Origin of the sequence: Nitratidesulfovibrio sp. 1201_IL3209, assembly GCF_036763125.1 — a bacterium.
Taxonomy (GTDB): Bacteria; Desulfobacterota; Desulfovibrionia; order Desulfovibrionales; family Desulfovibrionaceae; genus Cupidesulfovibrio.
The window spans coordinates 31,947-48,555 of record NZ_JBAIYT010000031.1; the positions used below are offsets into that span (position 1 = coordinate 31,947).

General features: G+C 66.0%; 14 protein-coding genes. 10 read left to right on the plus strand and 4 right to left on the minus strand.

What is annotated here, in order from left to right:
* Positions 1 to 216: 216 nt before the first annotated feature.
* Positions 217 to 1,485 (minus strand): NAD(P)/FAD-dependent oxidoreductase, encoded by a 1,269-nt coding sequence (locus V6B97_RS13570; protein ID WP_333507041.1) that lies wholly within the window; start codon positions 1,483 to 1,485, stop codon positions 217 to 219.
* Positions 1,486 to 1,805: 320 nt separating this feature from the next.
* On the opposite strand from V6B97_RS13570, the gene V6B97_RS13575 reads away from it, so the two are divergent.
* Positions 1,806 to 2,798 (plus strand): YheT family hydrolase, encoded by a 993-nt coding sequence (locus V6B97_RS13575; protein WP_333507042.1) that lies wholly within the window; start codon positions 1,806 to 1,808, stop codon positions 2,796 to 2,798.
* Positions 2,799 to 2,819: 21 nt separating this feature from the next.
* Here the strand turns inward: V6B97_RS13575 and V6B97_RS13580 are convergent, their stop codons facing one another.
* Positions 2,820 to 3,185: a hypothetical protein gene (locus tag V6B97_RS13580; RefSeq protein WP_333507043.1), complete on the minus strand. Its 366-nt coding sequence runs from the start codon at positions 3,183 to 3,185 to the stop codon at positions 2,820 to 2,822.
* 259 nt (positions 3,186 to 3,444) lie between these two features.
* Positions 3,445 to 5,283 carry a translational GTPase TypA gene (gene typA / locus V6B97_RS13585; RefSeq protein WP_333507044.1) on the minus strand — a complete coding sequence of 613 codons (1,839 nt, stop codon included), beginning with the start codon at positions 5,281 to 5,283 and terminating at the stop codon, positions 3,445 to 3,447.
* 768 nt (positions 5,284 to 6,051) lie between these two features.
* Between typA and V6B97_RS13590 the strand changes: the two genes are divergently transcribed.
* A protein-coding gene (locus V6B97_RS13590) for an IS3 family transposase (protein ID WP_442935493.1) occupies positions 6,052 to 7,211 on the plus strand; the annotation gives its coding sequence in 2 pieces (ribosomal slippage) (positions 6,052 to 6,378 and positions 6,381 to 7,211; 1,158 coding nt in all).
* 190 nt (positions 7,212 to 7,401) lie between these two features.
* On the opposite strand, the gene V6B97_RS13595 is transcribed toward V6B97_RS13590, so the two are convergent.
* Positions 7,402 to 8,274 carry a purine-nucleoside phosphorylase gene (locus V6B97_RS13595; protein WP_333507045.1) on the minus strand — a complete coding sequence of 291 codons (873 nt, stop codon included), beginning with the start codon at positions 8,272 to 8,274 and terminating at the stop codon, positions 7,402 to 7,404.
* A 139-nt stretch (positions 8,275 to 8,413) separates the two neighbouring features.
* Here V6B97_RS13595 and V6B97_RS13600 point away from each other — a divergent pair, with 139 nt between their 5' ends.
* The 8 genes from V6B97_RS13600 to V6B97_RS13635 all read left to right on the plus strand — a co-directional run bounded on the left by V6B97_RS13600 (position 8,414) and on the right by V6B97_RS13635 (position 16,420).
* On the plus strand, positions 8,414 to 9,169 hold the full coding sequence (locus V6B97_RS13600; protein ID WP_333507046.1) for a motility protein A: 756 nt from the start codon (positions 8,414 to 8,416) through the stop codon (positions 9,167 to 9,169).
* The gene (locus V6B97_RS13605) at positions 9,159 to 9,893 is read left to right on the plus strand and encodes an OmpA/MotB family protein (RefSeq protein ID WP_333507047.1); all 735 of its coding nucleotides are present in this window, start codon (positions 9,159 to 9,161) and stop codon (positions 9,891 to 9,893) included. The genes V6B97_RS13600 and V6B97_RS13605 overlap by 11 nt, the downstream gene beginning before the upstream one ends.
* 54 nt (positions 9,894 to 9,947) lie before the next feature.
* On the plus strand, positions 9,948 to 10,454 hold the full coding sequence (locus V6B97_RS13610) for a PilZ domain-containing protein (RefSeq protein WP_333507048.1): 507 nt from the start codon (positions 9,948 to 9,950) through the stop codon (positions 10,452 to 10,454).
* Positions 10,455 to 10,562: 108 nt separating this feature from the next.
* Entirely contained in the window at positions 10,563 to 11,981 is a 1,419-nt protein-coding gene (locus tag V6B97_RS13615; RefSeq protein WP_333507049.1) for a biotin carboxylase N-terminal domain-containing protein, read from the plus strand.
* A 245-nt stretch (positions 11,982 to 12,226) separates the two neighbouring features.
* On the plus strand, positions 12,227 to 14,491 hold the full coding sequence (locus V6B97_RS13620) for an acetyl-CoA carboxylase carboxyl transferase subunit alpha/beta (RefSeq protein ID WP_333507050.1): 2,265 nt from the start codon (positions 12,227 to 12,229) through the stop codon (positions 14,489 to 14,491).
* A 32-nt stretch (positions 14,492 to 14,523) separates the two neighbouring features.
* Positions 14,524 to 15,174, plus strand: coding sequence for a biotin attachment protein (locus V6B97_RS13625; protein WP_333507051.1), 651 nt, complete (start codon positions 14,524 to 14,526; stop codon positions 15,172 to 15,174).
* A 2-nt stretch (positions 15,175 to 15,176) separates the two neighbouring features.
* On the plus strand, positions 15,177 to 15,551 hold the full coding sequence (locus V6B97_RS13630) for a hypothetical protein (protein ID WP_333507052.1): 375 nt from the start codon (positions 15,177 to 15,179) through the stop codon (positions 15,549 to 15,551).
* Between the two features lie 329 nt (positions 15,552 to 15,880).
* On the plus strand, positions 15,881 to 16,420 hold the full coding sequence (locus V6B97_RS13635) for a single-stranded DNA-binding protein (protein ID WP_333507053.1): 540 nt from the start codon (positions 15,881 to 15,883) through the stop codon (positions 16,418 to 16,420).
* Positions 16,421 to 16,609 lie beyond the last annotated feature (189 nt).

A 16,609-nucleotide genomic window follows, 5' to 3' on the forward strand; every position in this document is an offset into this window, starting at 1 on the left:
CCCCGGCATGCCGGGCGCGCGGGTGGTGGCCGCCGGAAGGGTCAGCGGACGGGCCGGTGAGCGGAGTGCGCGGCGTCTCTCCGGTTTTCATCGCCGGTCCGCGCCTGTGTCATTCCGTAATGTTAGGACGCGCGCGGCCCGCAGGCAAGGGCGAAACGGAAAATTCGCGCGAATGCCCGGAAAGGATGGCGGGCGGGATGGGGCTGGCGCGGCGGGTCAGGCAACCTCGCCTGCGGCCTTGCCGCTGGCCCAGGCCCAGTGCAGGTTATAGCCGCCCAGTTGCCCGGTGACGTCCAACACCTCTCCGGTGAAGAACAGGCCGGGGCGCAACGCGCTTTCCATGCTGCGCGAGGATATCCGGTCAACGCGCACGCCGCCCGCGGCGGCTTCCGCCTTGCGCATGCCCTCGGTGCCCGCGGGCACGGCGGCGTGGGCGTGCACGGCGGCGTGCAGGGCGGCGCGGGCGGTTCTGGACAGTTCGGCGATCCTGCGGTCCGAAATGTCGGGCGGCACCAGCCGGTCCGCCAGACGGGTTGGCAGCAGGCGGCCCAGCAGGGTGCGCGCCAGCAGCTTGCCGTGTTCAGGGACGCGCAGCATTTCGTCCAGGTTTTCGCCGGGCAGAAAGTCGATCTCCACCGGCGCGCCGGGCTGCCAGTGGCAGGATGCCTGCAACGCCGCCGGGCCGCTGATGCCCCGGTGGGTGAACAGCAGGGGCAGGGTGAACGAGACCCCTGCCGTCGTGACGCGGGCGGGCAGGGCGATGCCCGCAAGCCCGTGCAGCGGCCACTGCGGGGGCATGGCCAGCGGCGCCAGAACCGGGCGGGGCGGCGCCACCGCGTGGCCGAACCGGCGGGCGATGCGGTGGCCGATGTCGGTGGCCCCGACCTGCGGCCAGGCCGGGCTGCCCGTGGCCACCACCAGCGAGGCGGCGCGCAGCCGGACGGGCGTGCCGGGGCCGCCGCGCCCGGCGGCTTGCGGGCCGGGCTCCGCGTCGCTGTCCGTATCGCTGCCGGGGGCCTGCGCCGGGGCGATGGTCACCACGAAGGCCGTGCCGTCGTGCTCCACGCCCTCCACGCGCTGGCCCAGCAGAAAGCGGCAGCCCGCCGCGCGGCAGCGCCGCTCCAGCAGGTCGGCCACGTCGTCGGCCGCGTGCAGGCAGAACAACTGGCCGTGCTCGCGCTCTTCCCAGGCGATGGCGTTTTCGGAAACCAGGCTGACCATGTCCCACGGGGTGAACCGGGCCAGGGCGGACTTGGGAAAGTGGGGATTGCCGCCCACGTAGTGCTTCGCGTGCATCTCCAGGTTGGTGAAGTTGCACTTGCCGCCGCCGGCGATGCGCACCTTGCGCCCGGTGGCGCGGGCGTGGTCCACCAGCGTCACGCGGCGGCCGCGCGCGGCGGCGGTCATGGCGCAGAACAGGCCGGAGGCCCCGGCCCCCAGAATGATCACGTCGGTGGCGATGACGTCGGTAGCGGTGCGGGTCACGTGATTATGGTGTGCGGGATGCGCCCGGCGTTGCGGAAGGTTGGGTGAAGGGGCGGGATGCGCCCGTGGCGGCACTCCTACCCGAGGCCGCGCCGCTTGTCACCCCGCGAGTGGGTGAGACGTGGGGGAGACGCGCCCGTTCCGCGCGCCCGTGGTGCGCAACCGCCCATCGACAGCCGCCGCCGGGTGCCGTATGTTCGCCACCGCCACGCCCCGCGTTGCCCGCGACCGTTGCGGGGCCGCCCGAGACCTTCCCCGAAACCGCCCCCGAAAATCCCCCCGGCAGACTTCCCCGAGACCACTCCCAAGGACCGCCTCCCATGCCCGTCTCCTTCGCTTCCAGCTATCGCGCGCCGTTCTTCCTGCGCAACGGGCACGCGCAGACCATCTTTCCCGTGCTGTTCCGTCCCCGCCCGGAGGTGGAGCAGCGCCGCGAACGGTTGCACCTGCCCGACGACTTCATCGACCTGGACCTGACCCCCGCCGACCCCTTCGCTCCGTTCCGGGGCGTGGCGATCGTCTCGCACGGGCTGGAAGGCCACTCGCGCCGCCGCTACGTGCAGGGCATGGCCCGCGCGCTGGCCGCCACCGGCTGGGACGTGGTGGCCCGCAACTTCCGGGGCTGCGGCGGCGAGACCAACCGCCAGCCGCGCATGTACCACAGCGGCGAGACGGAAGACCTGCACGCCACCGTGCGGTTCTGCCTGGCCCGGGGCTACCGGCGGGTGGCGCTGGTGGGCTTCAGCATGGGCGGCAACCAGACCCTGAAGTACCTGGGCGAGAATCCCGGCCGCGTGCCCGCCGAGGTGGTGGGGGCGGCGGCCTTTTCCGTGCCGTGCGACCTGGTGGGCGCGGCCGCCGTGCTGGACCGGCCCGCCAACCGCATCTACATGGAATACTTCCTGCGCTCGCTGCGGGTGAAGATGCGCGAAAAGGCGGCCCTGTTCCCCGGCATGTTCGACCTGGCCGGGCTGGACGCCATGCGCACCTTCGCCGAGTTCGACGAGCGGTTCACCGCGCCGCTGCACGGCTTTGCCTCGGCCATGGACTACTGGCGGCGCAGCGGCTGCCTGCCGGTGCTGCACGCCATCCGGGCGCCGACCCTGCTGGTCAACGCCTGCGACGACCCGTTCCTGTCGCAAGGGTGCTTCCCCGAGGCGGAGGCGGCCCGCAACCCGGCGCTGCACCTGGAGATGCCGCGCGACGGCGGCCACGTGGGCTTCGTGACCCTGAACGGCGACAACCGCTACTGGTCCGAGGCGCGGGCGGCGGACTTTCTGGCGGGGCTGGGCGCGGAACAGGCCGGGCACTGATCCGGGAGGCCGGTGAATCCGCTAATTGAGCCGCCTGTTGTGCTCGGGCATGACCGCCAGCAGGGTGTCCTTGTCCATCGCCTCGGAGCGGGCCAGCAGGCCCTGGCCGCGCAGGGCGGAGGCCCCGATGCGCCGCATCACCGACTGGTAGGCGGGGTGGGCCCTGTCGGGCAGCGTTTCCAGAAAGCCGTGGCGGTTCAGCAGGGTCAGCAGGCTGCGCACGGCCTCGGCCATTTCGGCCATCTCGGCGCACAGGTCGGAGCGCAGGTCCATGTCCAGCGCGGGCTTGGTGCCGTCGGTGCGGGTGGCCTCGCCAAGGCGGCGGAGCATGTCGCGGTCTTCGGTGGTCAGGTTTTCGGCGGCTTGGCGCATGATGTTGTCTTTCATGAGTGTGCCTCCTTGGGCTTGCAGCCGGAAAAGCAGGAAGCGTGCCGTTTGCGTATCCCGTTGGCATGAAACGCGTTCGATGCGCGCTGTCGGAAACCGGACGCGCCGGGTATGGCCATCAGGCCGGGCGGCTGACGGCAAGGCCCGCGCGTCGCCACCCGCACACGAAAGGCGGCCGGAACCCTTCCGGATTCCGGCCGCCGTGCATGCGATGCGGCGTGCCTCTCGGCCGCACGCCTTGCAGCTACGTTCCCCTTGTCTACTTGCCCTTCTTTTTGGCGGCTTCCATCTGGTAGCGCTTCTGGGCGGCCAGGATGGTCTTGCGCAGGCGGATGGACAGGGGGGTGACCTCCACCATCTCGTCCTCGCGCACGAAGTGCAGGGCGCGCTCCAGGGTCATGGGCCGCACGGGGGTAAGGATGACGTTCTCGTCCTTGCCCGAGGCGCGCATGTTGGTGAGCTTCTTTTCCTTGGTGGGGTTCACGTCGATGTCGTTCTCGCGGTTGTGTTCACCGCAGATCAGCCCTTCGTACACCGGGTCGCCGGGCACGCAGAACATTTCGCCGCGCGGCTCCAGGTTGAACAGGGCGTAGGCCACGGCGTTGCCCGAACGGTCGGACACCAGCGAGCCGGTGAACCGGGTGGGGAAATCGCCGCGGTACGGCTCGTACCCTTCCAGGTACGAGTTCATGATGCCGGTGCCCTTGGTGTCGGTAAGGAATTCGTCGCGGTAGCCGATGAGCCCGCGCGAGGGCACGGAAAACTCCAGCCGCACGCGGCCGGTGCCGTTGTTGGCGCAGTTGGTCATGCGCCCCTTGCGGATGGACAGCTTTTCGGTGACCACGCCCATGAACATCTCGTCGCAGTCCACGTACAGGTGTTCGATGGGTTCCAGGCGTTCGCCGTCCTTTTCGCGCATGATGACTTCCGGCCGGCCCACGCACAGTTCGAAGCCTTCGCGGCGCATGGTCTCGATGAGGATGGCCATCTGGAATTCGCCGCGCCCCTTGACGATGAAGCTGTCGCGCTCCTCGGAATCCTCCACGCGGATGGCCACGTTGGACAGGGCTTCGCGCAGCAGGCGTTCGCGGATCTTGCTGGACTGCACCAGCTTGCCTTCGCGCCCGGCCAGCGGCGAGGTGTTGATGGTGAAGCGCATGGCCACGGTGGGCTCGTCCACGCGGATGCGGGGCAGGGCGCGCGGGGCTTCGCGGGTGCAGATGGTGTCGCCGATCTTCACGTCCTCGATGCCCGCCACCACCACGATGTCGCCGGGCTCGGCCTCTTCGGCGTCGCGCAGTTGCAGCCCTTCGTAGACCTGCAACCGGGTGACGCGCAGGGGATTTTCCCTGCCGTCCTCGTCGATGCAGACCAGGGTTTCCTTGGCCTTGACCGAGCCGTGGAACACGCGGCCCACGGCCATGCGGCCGAGGTAGTCGGAATAGGCCAGGTCCGCCACCAGCATCTGGAAGGGCTCGGCCGGGTCGTGCAGCGGGCCGGGCATTTCCCGGACGATGGTCTCGAACAGCGGGGTGAGGTCGATGCGCTCGTCCTCCAGGCCGTGCATGGCCACGGCGTCGCGGCCGATGGCGTACAGCACGGGGAATTCCAGCTGTTCCTCGTTGGCGTCGAGGTCGATGAACAGGTCGTAGATCTCGTTCAGCACTTCCTGCGGGCGGGCGTCCTTGCGGTCGATCTTGTTGACCACCACCACAACCTTCAGACCCGCTTCCAGCGTCTTGCGCAGCACGAAGCGGGTCTGGGGCAGGGGGCCTTCCGAGGCGTCCACCAGCAGGATGGCGCCGCTGGCCATGGACAGGGCGCGCTCCACCTCGCCGCCGAAGTCGGCGTGGCCGGGGGTGTCGATGATGTTGATCTTCACGCCCTGCCACGTCACGGCGCAGTTCTTGGCGGCGATGGTGATGCCGCGCTCGCGTTCCAGGTCCATGCGGTCCATGACGCGGTCGTCCACCTGCTGGTCGGCGCGAAACACGCCGCTCTGGCGGAACATGGCGTCCACGAGGGTGGTCTTGCCGTGGTCGACGTGGGCGATGATGGCGACGTTGCGCAACCTGTCGTTGTGCACTGCGGTGCTCAAGGGAAATTCTCCTGGCGGGATGGGCTTCGGCCACGGGCGGGGCAGGGCCTCTGGCCCGGCGCGGCTGGTGGCTTGGGTGGGAAGACGCGTTCCCGCATGCGGCGGGGAGGCGGGGCGGGGCGACGGCGCGGTGACCTTGCGGCGGAACCCGGCGAGGGGCCATGCGATGCCGGTCACGGCGTATCGCGGAGGGCTTCCATACACCTACGCGTGCCGGGTGGCAAGCGTGTGTCGGCCTGACGAGATGATTAAGTAAATGCAACTGATGGGCAGACAATGGCAAGGGATACGGCTGCGCGCGAGGTGCAACGGTATCGTGGCAGCGCCGGGTGGAGGAACTCCGACCATATCGCGCAGGGGCATACCATCGTATTCGCGGCGGCAGCGGGCCGTGCGCCTTGCATCGCTTCGGTGTGGCGAAACAACCCGCGCGGATTGCGCCCGCCGCCGGAGATCGCCGCCGGAGGCTTTGCGACGGCGGAAGCTCCGGCGTAGCGGGTGCACCGCGAACGGACCGGCGGTAAAGGCAGAACTCGGACCCTGGCCTGAACGACGAGAGCCGCGTGCACATGGGCATTGCGCCGGACAGATCGCCCGAAGGCGCTTGCGCCGCAGGGAAGCTGTCCGGCGAAAATGCGGTGCAGGATACGTTGGGGGTCCAGGGGAGGCGAAGCCCCCCTGGAACGCGGGGGTGGTATGCCCCCCATTAGGTGGACAACGTAAAAAAGCCCCACGAGGGATGACGTTGTAACCTGATGGGGGTGTTTTATGTCACAGCGGAACGTTATGACGTATAGCAAGGAATTCAAGGAGGCTGCGGTCAAGCTCTACCTTGAGGGCGATAAGGGTTACCAGCAGTTAACAAATGAACTGGGATTGAAGGACAAGAAGACACTGCGCACTTGGGTTGCCAAGTTCCAACGTGGTGAATCTCTTGAGGATGGACGAGGCAGACAAGGAGAACGCTGCGGTCGTCCTCGTATAAAGTTCACTTCTGTCGAAGAAGAGCTCAAGTACGTCAAGGCGGAGCTTGAATACGTAAAAAAGTTATATCGCTCCCGGTTCGGCCACGAATGGGGAGCGCACAAAAAGGATGGAACTTCTCGATAGTCGATGAACTGCGAAGTCGGCACCCACTCGCAGTTCTTCTGAAGCATGAAGGTATATCCAAATCTGGATTTTATAAGTGGAAAAAGACATCCTCTCGACATCGTGAGAATGACATCATTGAGATGCATATCACCGCAATCCACTCGTTTCATCCGTATTATGGATACCGCCGAATGGCCGTTGCGCTCAAGCGGGAAGGACTGCTTGTAAACCACAAGCGAGCATACCGACTGATGCGCAAACTCGGAATCCAGTCCGTCATTCGCAACAAGCGGAAATTCTTCGGCAAGGTGGGCAGCAGCCTTTTCCCGGACTTACTGAAGCGAGAGTTTACAAGCTCGCAACCAGGCAAAAAACTTGTGACAGACATTACATATCTTCCTATCAGCAATGGATTTATGTATTTGTCAGTCATCCAGGATCTACACAACAACGAAATTCTTGCCCATACCATATCAAATCGCAACAACCTTGACCTAGTCTTTGCCACCCTGCGTGCTCTTCCTCGGCACACGGAAAAGGCCATTCTGCACTCTGACCAAGGGTTCCAGTATACGCACAAGGCATATGCGGACAGACTTTCTGAAATGAAAATACGGGGTAGTCATTCAAGAAAGGGTAACTGCCTTGACAACGCTGTCGTTGAATCCTTCTTTTCGCACCTGAAAACAGAAATATTCACCGGTAAAAAGGCCTTGCCTGCTGCCGAGACGATGGCCTTGGTAGAAGATTACATCCATTTTTACAATGCGGAACGTTTTCAGAAGAGACTCGGCCAGCTTTCCCCAGTGGAATACAGGAAAAAGCTGGCCGCCTGAATGATGCCCTCGGGGGGCTTTTCACTGTCTACTTGACGGGGGGCAGACCAGGGTGCAGGGGGCCATCGTTCAATGGCCCCCTGCCCACGCCGGAGGCGGCCCAAACTATGAATCAGTACATCCCGTGATGAAAGGCGGAACATTCGCTCCACTAACAGCGGAACGCACTTTTTTCCCCCCTCTACATCCCCTACACCCTCGCCACCACCGCCGCCACCAGCCGGGTCAGCCTGCCCCCGGCCTCGCCCGCCACGCGGATGACCTCTTCCAGCGGGGCCTCGCGCATGCAGTCGGGCAGGTTCTTGTTGGTCAGGCACGAAATGCCCAGCACCCGCAGCCCCATGTGCCGCGCGGCAATCACCTCCAGCACCGTGGACATGCCCACGGCGTCGGCGCCCAACTGGCGGTACATGCGGGTTTCCGCGGGGGTTTCCATCTGCGGGCCGGGCACGCCCGCGTACACCCCGCGCTCCAGCCGCACGCCAAGGCGCGCCGCCTCTTCCATGGCGATGCGGCCCAGCGCCGCGTCGTAGGGGGCGCTCATGTCGGGAAAGCGCGGTCCCCAGGCGTCGTGGTTGGGACCGGTCAGGGGGCTGCGGCCGGTGAAGTTGACGTGGTCGGTGATCAGCATCAGGTCGCCCGCGTCCCAGCGCGGGTTCAGCGCGCCCGCCGCGTTGGTGATGACCAGGGTTTCGATGCCCAGCGCCGCCATGACCCGCACGCCCATGCACACGTCTTCGGGCGGGTAGCCCTCGTACAGATGGCAGCGCCCCTGCTGGAGCACCACGTCCACCCCGCCGATGCGCCCGAACAGGAACCGCCCCTCGTGCGAGGCCACCGTGGACTGCGGAAAGCCCGGTATCCGCGCGTAGGGCAGGGCAACGGGCGCGTCCAAAGCAACGGGCGCGTTCGGGGCATCGGGCGCGTCCAGGGCGTCGGCCAGGCCGCCAAGGCCGGTGCCGCACACCACGCCCACGCGGGGCCGGGGCGTGTGTCCGGTCTGGCCGGAAATGGCGGAGGCGATAACGGATGCGGAATTCTGGACATTTTCCGGGTTTTGCATAAGATCACCGACATTATTGATTGTGCGTGAACGGTGGGGGGCCACCAGACCGGTCCATCCGGTCCGCACTGCCTGCGTCCGCATCCGGGGGGACTTGGCGGCGCAGCACAGCGAACAGGCGGGATGTTAGGTCGAACCTATGGATATAGCAACTTTTTTCGGGGTACTCACGGGCTTCGGCCTAGTGGTCGGGGCCATCATGATGGGCCCCGAGCCGGGGAAATTCTTTGACATAGCAAGCGTGATGATCGTGTTCGGGGGCACCGCGGCGTCCATTCTGGTGACCTTTCCCCTTGAAGAAGTGATGCAGGCGGTGCGGGGCGGCTTCAAGGCGTTCGGCACCAAGCGGGTGCAGGCGCAGGACGTGGTGAACACCATGGTCCGCATCGCCGAGATCAGCCGCCGCGAAGGGCTCATCGCGCTGGAGAACGTGCAGACCGAAAACGCCCTGATCAAGAAAGCCTGCCAGCTCATCGCCGACAACGCCGACCCCGGCCTGATCCGGGGCACGGTGTCCATCGAGATCGCCTCCATGAAGCGGCGGCACAACGTGTCCATCAGCGTGTTCAACCGGCTGGGCGGCTATTCGCCCGCGTACGGCATGATCGGCACGCTCATCGGCCTGGTGCAGATGCTGGCCTCGCTCGACGATCCTTCCTCCATCGGCCCGGCCATGGCCGTGGCCATCATCACCACCTTCTACGGTGCGCTGCTCTCCAACCTGCTGTTCCTGCCCATCGCCGGCAAGCTCAAGGCGCGCAGCATGCAGGAGGAACTGCACCTGCTGATCATCTTCGAGGGGGCCAAGTGCATCCTCGAGAACAACAACCCCAGACTGGTGTACGAGAAGCTTTCCTCGTTCCTGCCCCCCAAGGAGCGCAAGGATGGCAGATGACGACGAACTCGACATGGAAGTGGAAGAGGACGAGCCGCCCATGGAGTGGCTGGCGACCCTTGCCGACATGTCCATGCTGCTGCTGTGTTTCTTCATCCTGCTCTTTGCCCTGTCCACCATCGACAAGACCAGGGTGACCGAGACCTTCGACGCCGTGCGCACGGTGTTCGGCGGCAAGGACAGCGAGTTGACCACATCGGCGGTGCGCAGCGACGATTCGAGCGCGCTGCTGGAAACCGTGCGCCTGCAACGCCAGATCATCGAAGCCCAGCGCAGCACCTATTCGGAAATGCGCACCTACCTGACCCGGAACGGCATGGAGGGCGTCATCGGCGCGGTGTTCGACGAGGGGGTCATAACCCTGCGCATTCCCGCCGAAGTCATGTTCGCCCCCGGCGAGGCGGATCTGAACCCCCAGGCCGAGCGCTACCTGAAACCGCTGGCCGACCTGTTCGTGCGCAAGAAGGACCAGTCCATAAACATCCGGGGGTTTACGGACGACTCGCAACCCAGCCCGACCTCAAGGTTCCGGGATAACTGGGAACTTTCTTCGTTGCGCGCGGTGAGCGTATTACGCTATTTTCTGAAAGCCGGCATCGACTCCAAGCGGTTGACAGCCACCGGGCTTGGTGAGTTAGACCCCCTGTTCCCGAACACCACGGAAGAGAACCGGGCGCGCAACCGGCGCGTGGAGTTCATGCTGGAACGCAGGGTGACCAAATGACGCGGGGGACCTGCTCCACGACCCTGTACGCAACCGGGGGGGCCGGGGATGGCGATGACACACGACGAATTTGAGGATTTCGATTTCACGCTGCCCTCGGACCACGAGGGCGAACGCCGGGCCTACCGCACGTCGGTGCCCGGCCTTGAAGCAAGCGTGGCGGGGAAGGACGGCACGTTCCCCGTGGAAAACGTGAGCGCGGTGGGCATTGCCTTGCACGCCCCCGGCCACGCCTTCTCGGAAGGGGAGAACCTCCGGATCGACCTGCTGATCCTGGGCAGGCCCTACATCACCTCGCTGCCCGCCAGGGTGGCGCGGCTGGGTGGGGTTGGCCTTGTGGGCTGCGAATTCGCCTCGCCGGACTTCTGGCAGGAATCGCGCCTGGACAAGCTGATCCTTGAGGTCCAGAAGCGGATGATCGCCCGGCGCAAGGCGGAATCCGGGCAACGTGATGCGCAGGCCGCCGGGCAGCACCGCGACAGCGGGGCCGCCTCCACCGGCGCGGGCGGTTCCACCGGGCTCACGGTGGACAGCGCTGCCGGGACGGAACTGGACGTCTGACGGCCATGCGCGGGCATGAGGGTGCCCGTGCAGCGGTGCGCGATGCTCCGGCGTCGCGGTGGCGTCGTGCGGCCCATGAAAATGTAACAACCATATCGAGGGACATTGGTGCAGACGAAAGACCACAAGGTGCTGGTGGCGAACAGAGGGGAAATCGCCATTCGCATCGTTCAGGCCTGCCGCAAGCTGGGCCTGGCTTTCACGTGCGTGTACACGGCGGAGGACGCCGCGTCGGGCCATGTGCGCATCGCCCGCGAACTGGGTGGCGACAAGAGCCTTTGCCGCGTCTCTTCCTATCATGACGCCAACGAACTGATGGCCGTCGCCGACGATGCGGGCGCCACCGCCGTGCATCCGGGCTACGGCTTTTTCGCCGAAGACTACCGCTTCGCCCGCCGCGTCTCCCAGCGCGACAGGAAGCTCATCTTCATCGGCCCCTCGTGGCGGGTGATCCGCGAACTGGGCGACAAGATCAACACCAAGCGCCTTGCGCGCAGCCTGGGCGTGCCCACCGTGCCCGGTTCCGACCGGCCCATCTACGACGAGATGGAAGCGGAAAAGGTGGCCCAGAGCCTGTTCGAGTTCCAGGAGCAGCAGGGCATCCGCAAGCCGCTGGTGCTGGTCAAGGCATCGGCGGGCGGCGGCGGCATGGGCATCGAAGAGGTGTACGACATCGACCTCTTCCGCTCCGTGTACCGGCGCATCCGCAACTACGCCCTGCGCCAGTTCAAGGACGAGGGCGTGCTCATCGAGCAGCGCATCCGCGACTTCAACCACCTGGAAGTGCAGGTGGTGTCCGACCGCAGCGGGCGCAACCCGGTGCACTTCGGCACCCGCAACTGCTCCATCCAGTCCACGGGCCTTCAGAAGCGCGTCGAGATCGCCCCCGGTTTCGATCCTTCGTCCATCGAATACGGCTTCGACGCCGCCCAGGTGCTGCGCGACATCACCCACCACTCGCTGGCCATGGCCCGCAAGGTGGGCTACGACAACGTGGGGACCTGGGAATGGATCGTCACCCGCGACGGCCGCCCCTTCCTGATGGAAGTGAACACCCGCATCCAGGTGGAGAACGGCGTGTCGGCCACCATCGCCCGCGTGCGCGGGCAGAAGGGCGTGGACCTCATCGCCGAGCAGCTCCGCATCGGCCTTGGCGAACCGCTGGGCTACGGGCAGGAGGACATCACCTTCGAGGGCGTGGGCGTCGAATACCGCCTCATCGCCGAAGACCCGGACAACCGCTTCACCCCGTGGGTGGGCCGCGTGGACGGCTTCGGCTGGCCCGAGCGCCCCTGGCTGGCCATGCACACCCACGTGCCCAGCGACGACCCCTACGACATCCCCACCGAGTTCGACCCCAACCTGGCGCTGGCCATCATCTGGGGCAAGAACCTTGCGGAAGCCAGGGAGCGTGGCGTGGAATTCCTTGACACGCTGGTGCTGGAAGGCGCCAACAACGCGGGCGAGCCGTTGCGCTCCAACGTCCGGTTCCTGAGGGACAATACGGCGCGGATCCTCAAGTTCTAGGGGCAGGTTCCAAATGGTCCCTTCGCCCGTCGGCATCGTCGCCAACGGACGAAATCTCATTCGGAAACAGCCCCCAGGCACGTTCTGCAAGGCCAGCCCCGCCGGATATGCACAGCCCCGGCCATCGCCGTCCGCCGTCCATACCGGCGGACACGCGGCAGCCTTCGCCCGCCACGGCACCGGCGCGCGAACGCCCTCCGCCAAGCATGCTACCCGAACCCGCCGGAACTGCGGGGAAGCGACATATGGATACCGAAAAGAGAACGCAGCACCTTGCCGAACGTCTGGGCTACATCCGCGACGTGTTCGGCGGAAAGCACAACGAGAACATCGCGCTCCTCGAATCCAAGTTGCAGGAATTCAACCTGCGCCTGTCCGAGGGCTCCATCAGCGACGAAAATGCCGCGCTGACCACCCTGGAAGACCTGTTCGACTTCGTGGAGCGCAAGCTGGAAGCCGAACTGACGCCCATGGACAAGGTGCGCATCGTGCGGCACCCGCAGCGCATCTGCCTGCGCGACATCCTGGAAAACGTCTACGACAACTTCACCGAAATCGGCGGCAAGGACGAGCACTCCATCGACCCCTCCATGCTCATCGCCCGCGCCTACATCACCCGGCGCAGCGGCAAGAAGACCATCAACCAGCCGGTGCTGGTCATTGGGCAGGAAAAGGGCCATGGAGAGGAGTTCCGCAACGGCGGCTCGGTGAAGCCGTGGGGCAACGCCAAGGCCCTTCAGTACATGAAGGTCGCCGAAACCGAAGGCATCCCCATCCACACCTACGTCTTCACGCCCGGCTCCTACCCCGTGGAGGACTACCCCGGCGCGGCCCAGCAGATCGCCCGCAACCTGTACGAAATGGCGGGCCTGCGCGTGCCGGTCATCGCCGTGTTCTCCGAAGGGGGCTCCGGCGGGGCAGAGGCCATCGGCCTGGCCGACCGGCGCCTGATGCTCTCGCACGGGTACTATTCGGTCATCTCGCCCGAAGGGGGGGCGGCCATCGAGGGCCGCCTGCGCCAGGGCCAGCGCGCCGCGCCCGAACTGATCGAGAAGTGCGCCCAGCAACTGCGCATCACGGCGGAAGACAACCTGCGCATGGGCTACATCGACCACGTGGTCACGGAACCGCCCCTCGGCGCGCGCCCGTACCACTACGACTTCTTCCGGGGCCTGCGCCAGGAGATCATCCGCGCCACGGACGAGGTGATCCTGGGTGTGAAGGGCTTCGCCCCGTTCCGGGCCATGGTGTTGCGCCGCCGCCGCGGCAAGGCCGAAACCATGGACCTCGACAACATGTACGTGCGCTGGAGCCTGTCCGCGTCCGCCAAGGACCGGCTGGTGGGCCGCCGCCACCGCAAGTTCAACCGCCTGGCCCGCAACGCCGCGCGCGACAGGCGTCCCGTGCTGCGCAAGCTGTCCAACATGGGCTGGGACGCCTGGTGGGACATCTACTCCTACTTCAAGTACGACCTGCTGCGTAAGCACCAGCAGAAGATCGCCTACCTCGTGGAAGAGGTGGAGGCCGAAGCCCAGGTGCTTATGGAAAAGGTGGCCGCCCCGTGGCGCAAGATCACCTGCGCCCTGCCCGGCGGCTCGTGCCAAAGCAGCGAGGAGACCGAGCGCGAGCTGACCACCCTGTCCGACTGGGACGACGAAGGCCAGCGCAACGGCAACTGGAGCTACGTGAGCCCGCGCGCCAAGGAAGACCGCGCCATCACCTGCCCCAACGCCGCCACCCACGGCTGCCTCGACCTGTGGGCTCCCGACCTGTTCGGCGAATTCGCCGGGGTGTGCACCTACTGCGGTCACCATTTTCCCATGGAATACCAGTGGTACCTGCACAACGTGTTCGACGAGGGCTCCATCTTCGAGTTCAACGCAGAGATCGAGGCGGGCAATCCTCTTGGTTTTGAAGGCTTCGACGTCAAGCTGGAGCAGGCCAAGAAGCAGACCGGCCTGAAAAGCGGCTGCGTCACCTTCGAGGCGCGTATCGACAACGTGAAGCTGGTGGTGGCCATGCTGGTGGCCCCGTTCCGGGGCGGCTCCGTGGGCGCGGCGGAGGGCGAGAAGTTCGTCCAGGCCGCCGAGCGCGCCAAGAAGAAGCGCTACCCCTTCCTGGCCTACGTGCACGGCACCGCCGGCATCCGCATCCAGGAAGGCACCAACGGCGTCATCCAGATGCCCCGCTGCACCATGGCCGTGCGCCGCTACATCGAGGCCGGGGGCTTGTACCTGGTGCTGTACGACACCAATTCGTACGCCGGGCCGCTGGCCAGCTTCCTCGGCTGCTCGCCCTACCAGTTCTCCATCCGTTCGGCCAACATCGGCTTCGCCGGGCCGGGCGTCATCAAGGAGACCACGGGCGTGGACATCCCGCCGGACTACCACCGGGCCTACCGGGCCCTGTCGCGCGGGCACATCCAGGGCATCTGGGACCGCCGCGACGCGCGCGTCAACCTGAAGCAGGCCCTTCTGACCATGGGCGGCCGCAACCTCTACTACCGGTAGGGGCAGGCCCCAACGCAGGATAGGTGACATCCGTGTTCGACATCACGCAATTGCTGGATGAGATAAAGGCGTCTCCCTACGAGGAGATCGTCGTCACCGCGCCGCACACCGGCGTGGTCACGTTCGCCGACGTGCGCGAAGGCACCCGGGTCATCGGGCCTTCCGGCACGTGGAAGGAAAAGAAGGGCACGCTGCTCGCCACCATCGAGCGCGAGCGCAATCAGAAGCCCATTCACGCCGTGGAAAAGGGCGAAGTGAAGGAAGTGCTGCGCCACCTGGAAGGCGCCTTCGTCGAGGCGGGCACCCCCCTCGTGCGGCTGCGCCACTTTCTGTCCAGGGACGAGGTGTTGGCCATCATCCTCAAGAAGGCCCTGCACCTGTTCGTGGCGCCGGAACGCGCCAAGTACTACTTTGCGCCCGACGTGGACAAGAAGGTCAAGGCCTCCGGCCCCCGCTCCGTCTCGCTGCACGAGGGCATGGACCTGTTCATCATGTCGCGCATGAAGCGCGAGGCCGGGCTGGCCTATTCCGGCCCCAGCGGCGTCATCTACGCCGTGTACTTCCAGCACAACGAGAACGTGGATGCGGGCCAACCTCTTATCGGCGTGTGCCCGCCGGACCAGCTGTCCCTCATCGAGGACGTGGTGGCCCGGGTGCAGACCGAGTGGGAAGAACGGGAGTAACCATGGGCAAGGTGTTGCAGGTGCGCGTGTGGGCATCCACCTACCGCGACGAGGACGTGGAAAAGGCCTGGCCGCTGCTTGTGGCCCTTGCCTGGCCCGAACCCTTTGTCCGGCCCGTGGCCGGGGATATTCTGGGACCCGCCGACCGGCGCGGCGTTCTGGAACTGGTGCAGGCCCTTGACGACGGGCTGCGCTTCGCCGGGTGGGACGCCCCCGTGCGCGACGCCCTGGCCGGCCGCGTGCCCGCCATCGTGACCCTGCGCGACAAGCTGGACGCCGCCCTTGCCGAATGGGACGCCCGCGCCGCCAACCGTATCACCGACGAGCTTGAAGAGGCCCTGGACCAGGCCGAAAAGGCCCTGGCGAAGGCGCAGTAGACAAAGGCTGAACCTTCGGAAGAGGGAAAGGCAGAAGAGATAACGGGGGGAAGGGGAGGACACTTTGAAAAGTGTCCTGCTCACCCCCCTTCTTCTTCCCTTCCCCCCGACCCCCTTCCCCTCCCACAAACTTTTTGATTGTGGGGTGGGAGCCATGGGCAAAGCGGGGCGGAGAAACGCCGGGGCAGGGCATCGCCGTTTCCCGTTGTACGGCCTTTCCCGCGCGCCGAGGTTGCGGCAAAACGCATCCCACGGTATCACCCCATAGGGATGGCGGCATGCCGTCCCTCCCACCATAGCCAAAGCCAGACCATCGCAAGGAAACCGACATGCTCAACAAGGTCATGCTCATAGGACGTCTCGGCCGCGACCCCGAACTGCGCTACGCCCAGAACGGCACCCCCATCGCCAACCTGCGCATCGCCACCGATGAATCGTACACCGACCGCGACGGCAACAAGGTCGACCGGGTGGAATGGCACACCGTGGTGGTCTTCCAGCGCGCGGCGGAAAACTGCGCCAACTACCTGGGCAAGGGCAGCCTCGTCTTCGTCGAGGGCAGCCTTCAGACCCGCAAGTGGCAGGACCAGAACGGCCAGGACCGCTACTCCACCGAAATCAAGGCCCAGCGCGTCCAGTTCCTCGACCGGCGCGGCGAGGGCGCGGGCGCCCAGCCCGCCGAAGGCGGAGGCGCTCCCCGCCGGTCCTATCAGCAATCGGGCCAGCAGGCCGGACAGGGCGGTCAGGGTAATCAGGGCGGCCAGCGCCGCAATCAGGCCCCGCAGGGCGACCCCTACGGCGGTGCGGACGAGGACCTCGGCCCGGCCTTCCCCTCCGAGGCCAGCGGCATGGACGACGTGCCGTTCTAGCGCGTCGCCACGGAATTGCACGCACGAAAGCGGGGCCGCCACGGTGCGCCTCGCTTTTTCCTTTATGGCTTTAGCCAGTTGAGGGAGCGAAGCGACCGAAACAGAGAACCACCCGCTATGCGGGTGGAGTCAATCGGTTATACCAAAAAACACCTTTCCGGTTACGCTACAGGTGTTCAAGCCAGTCGC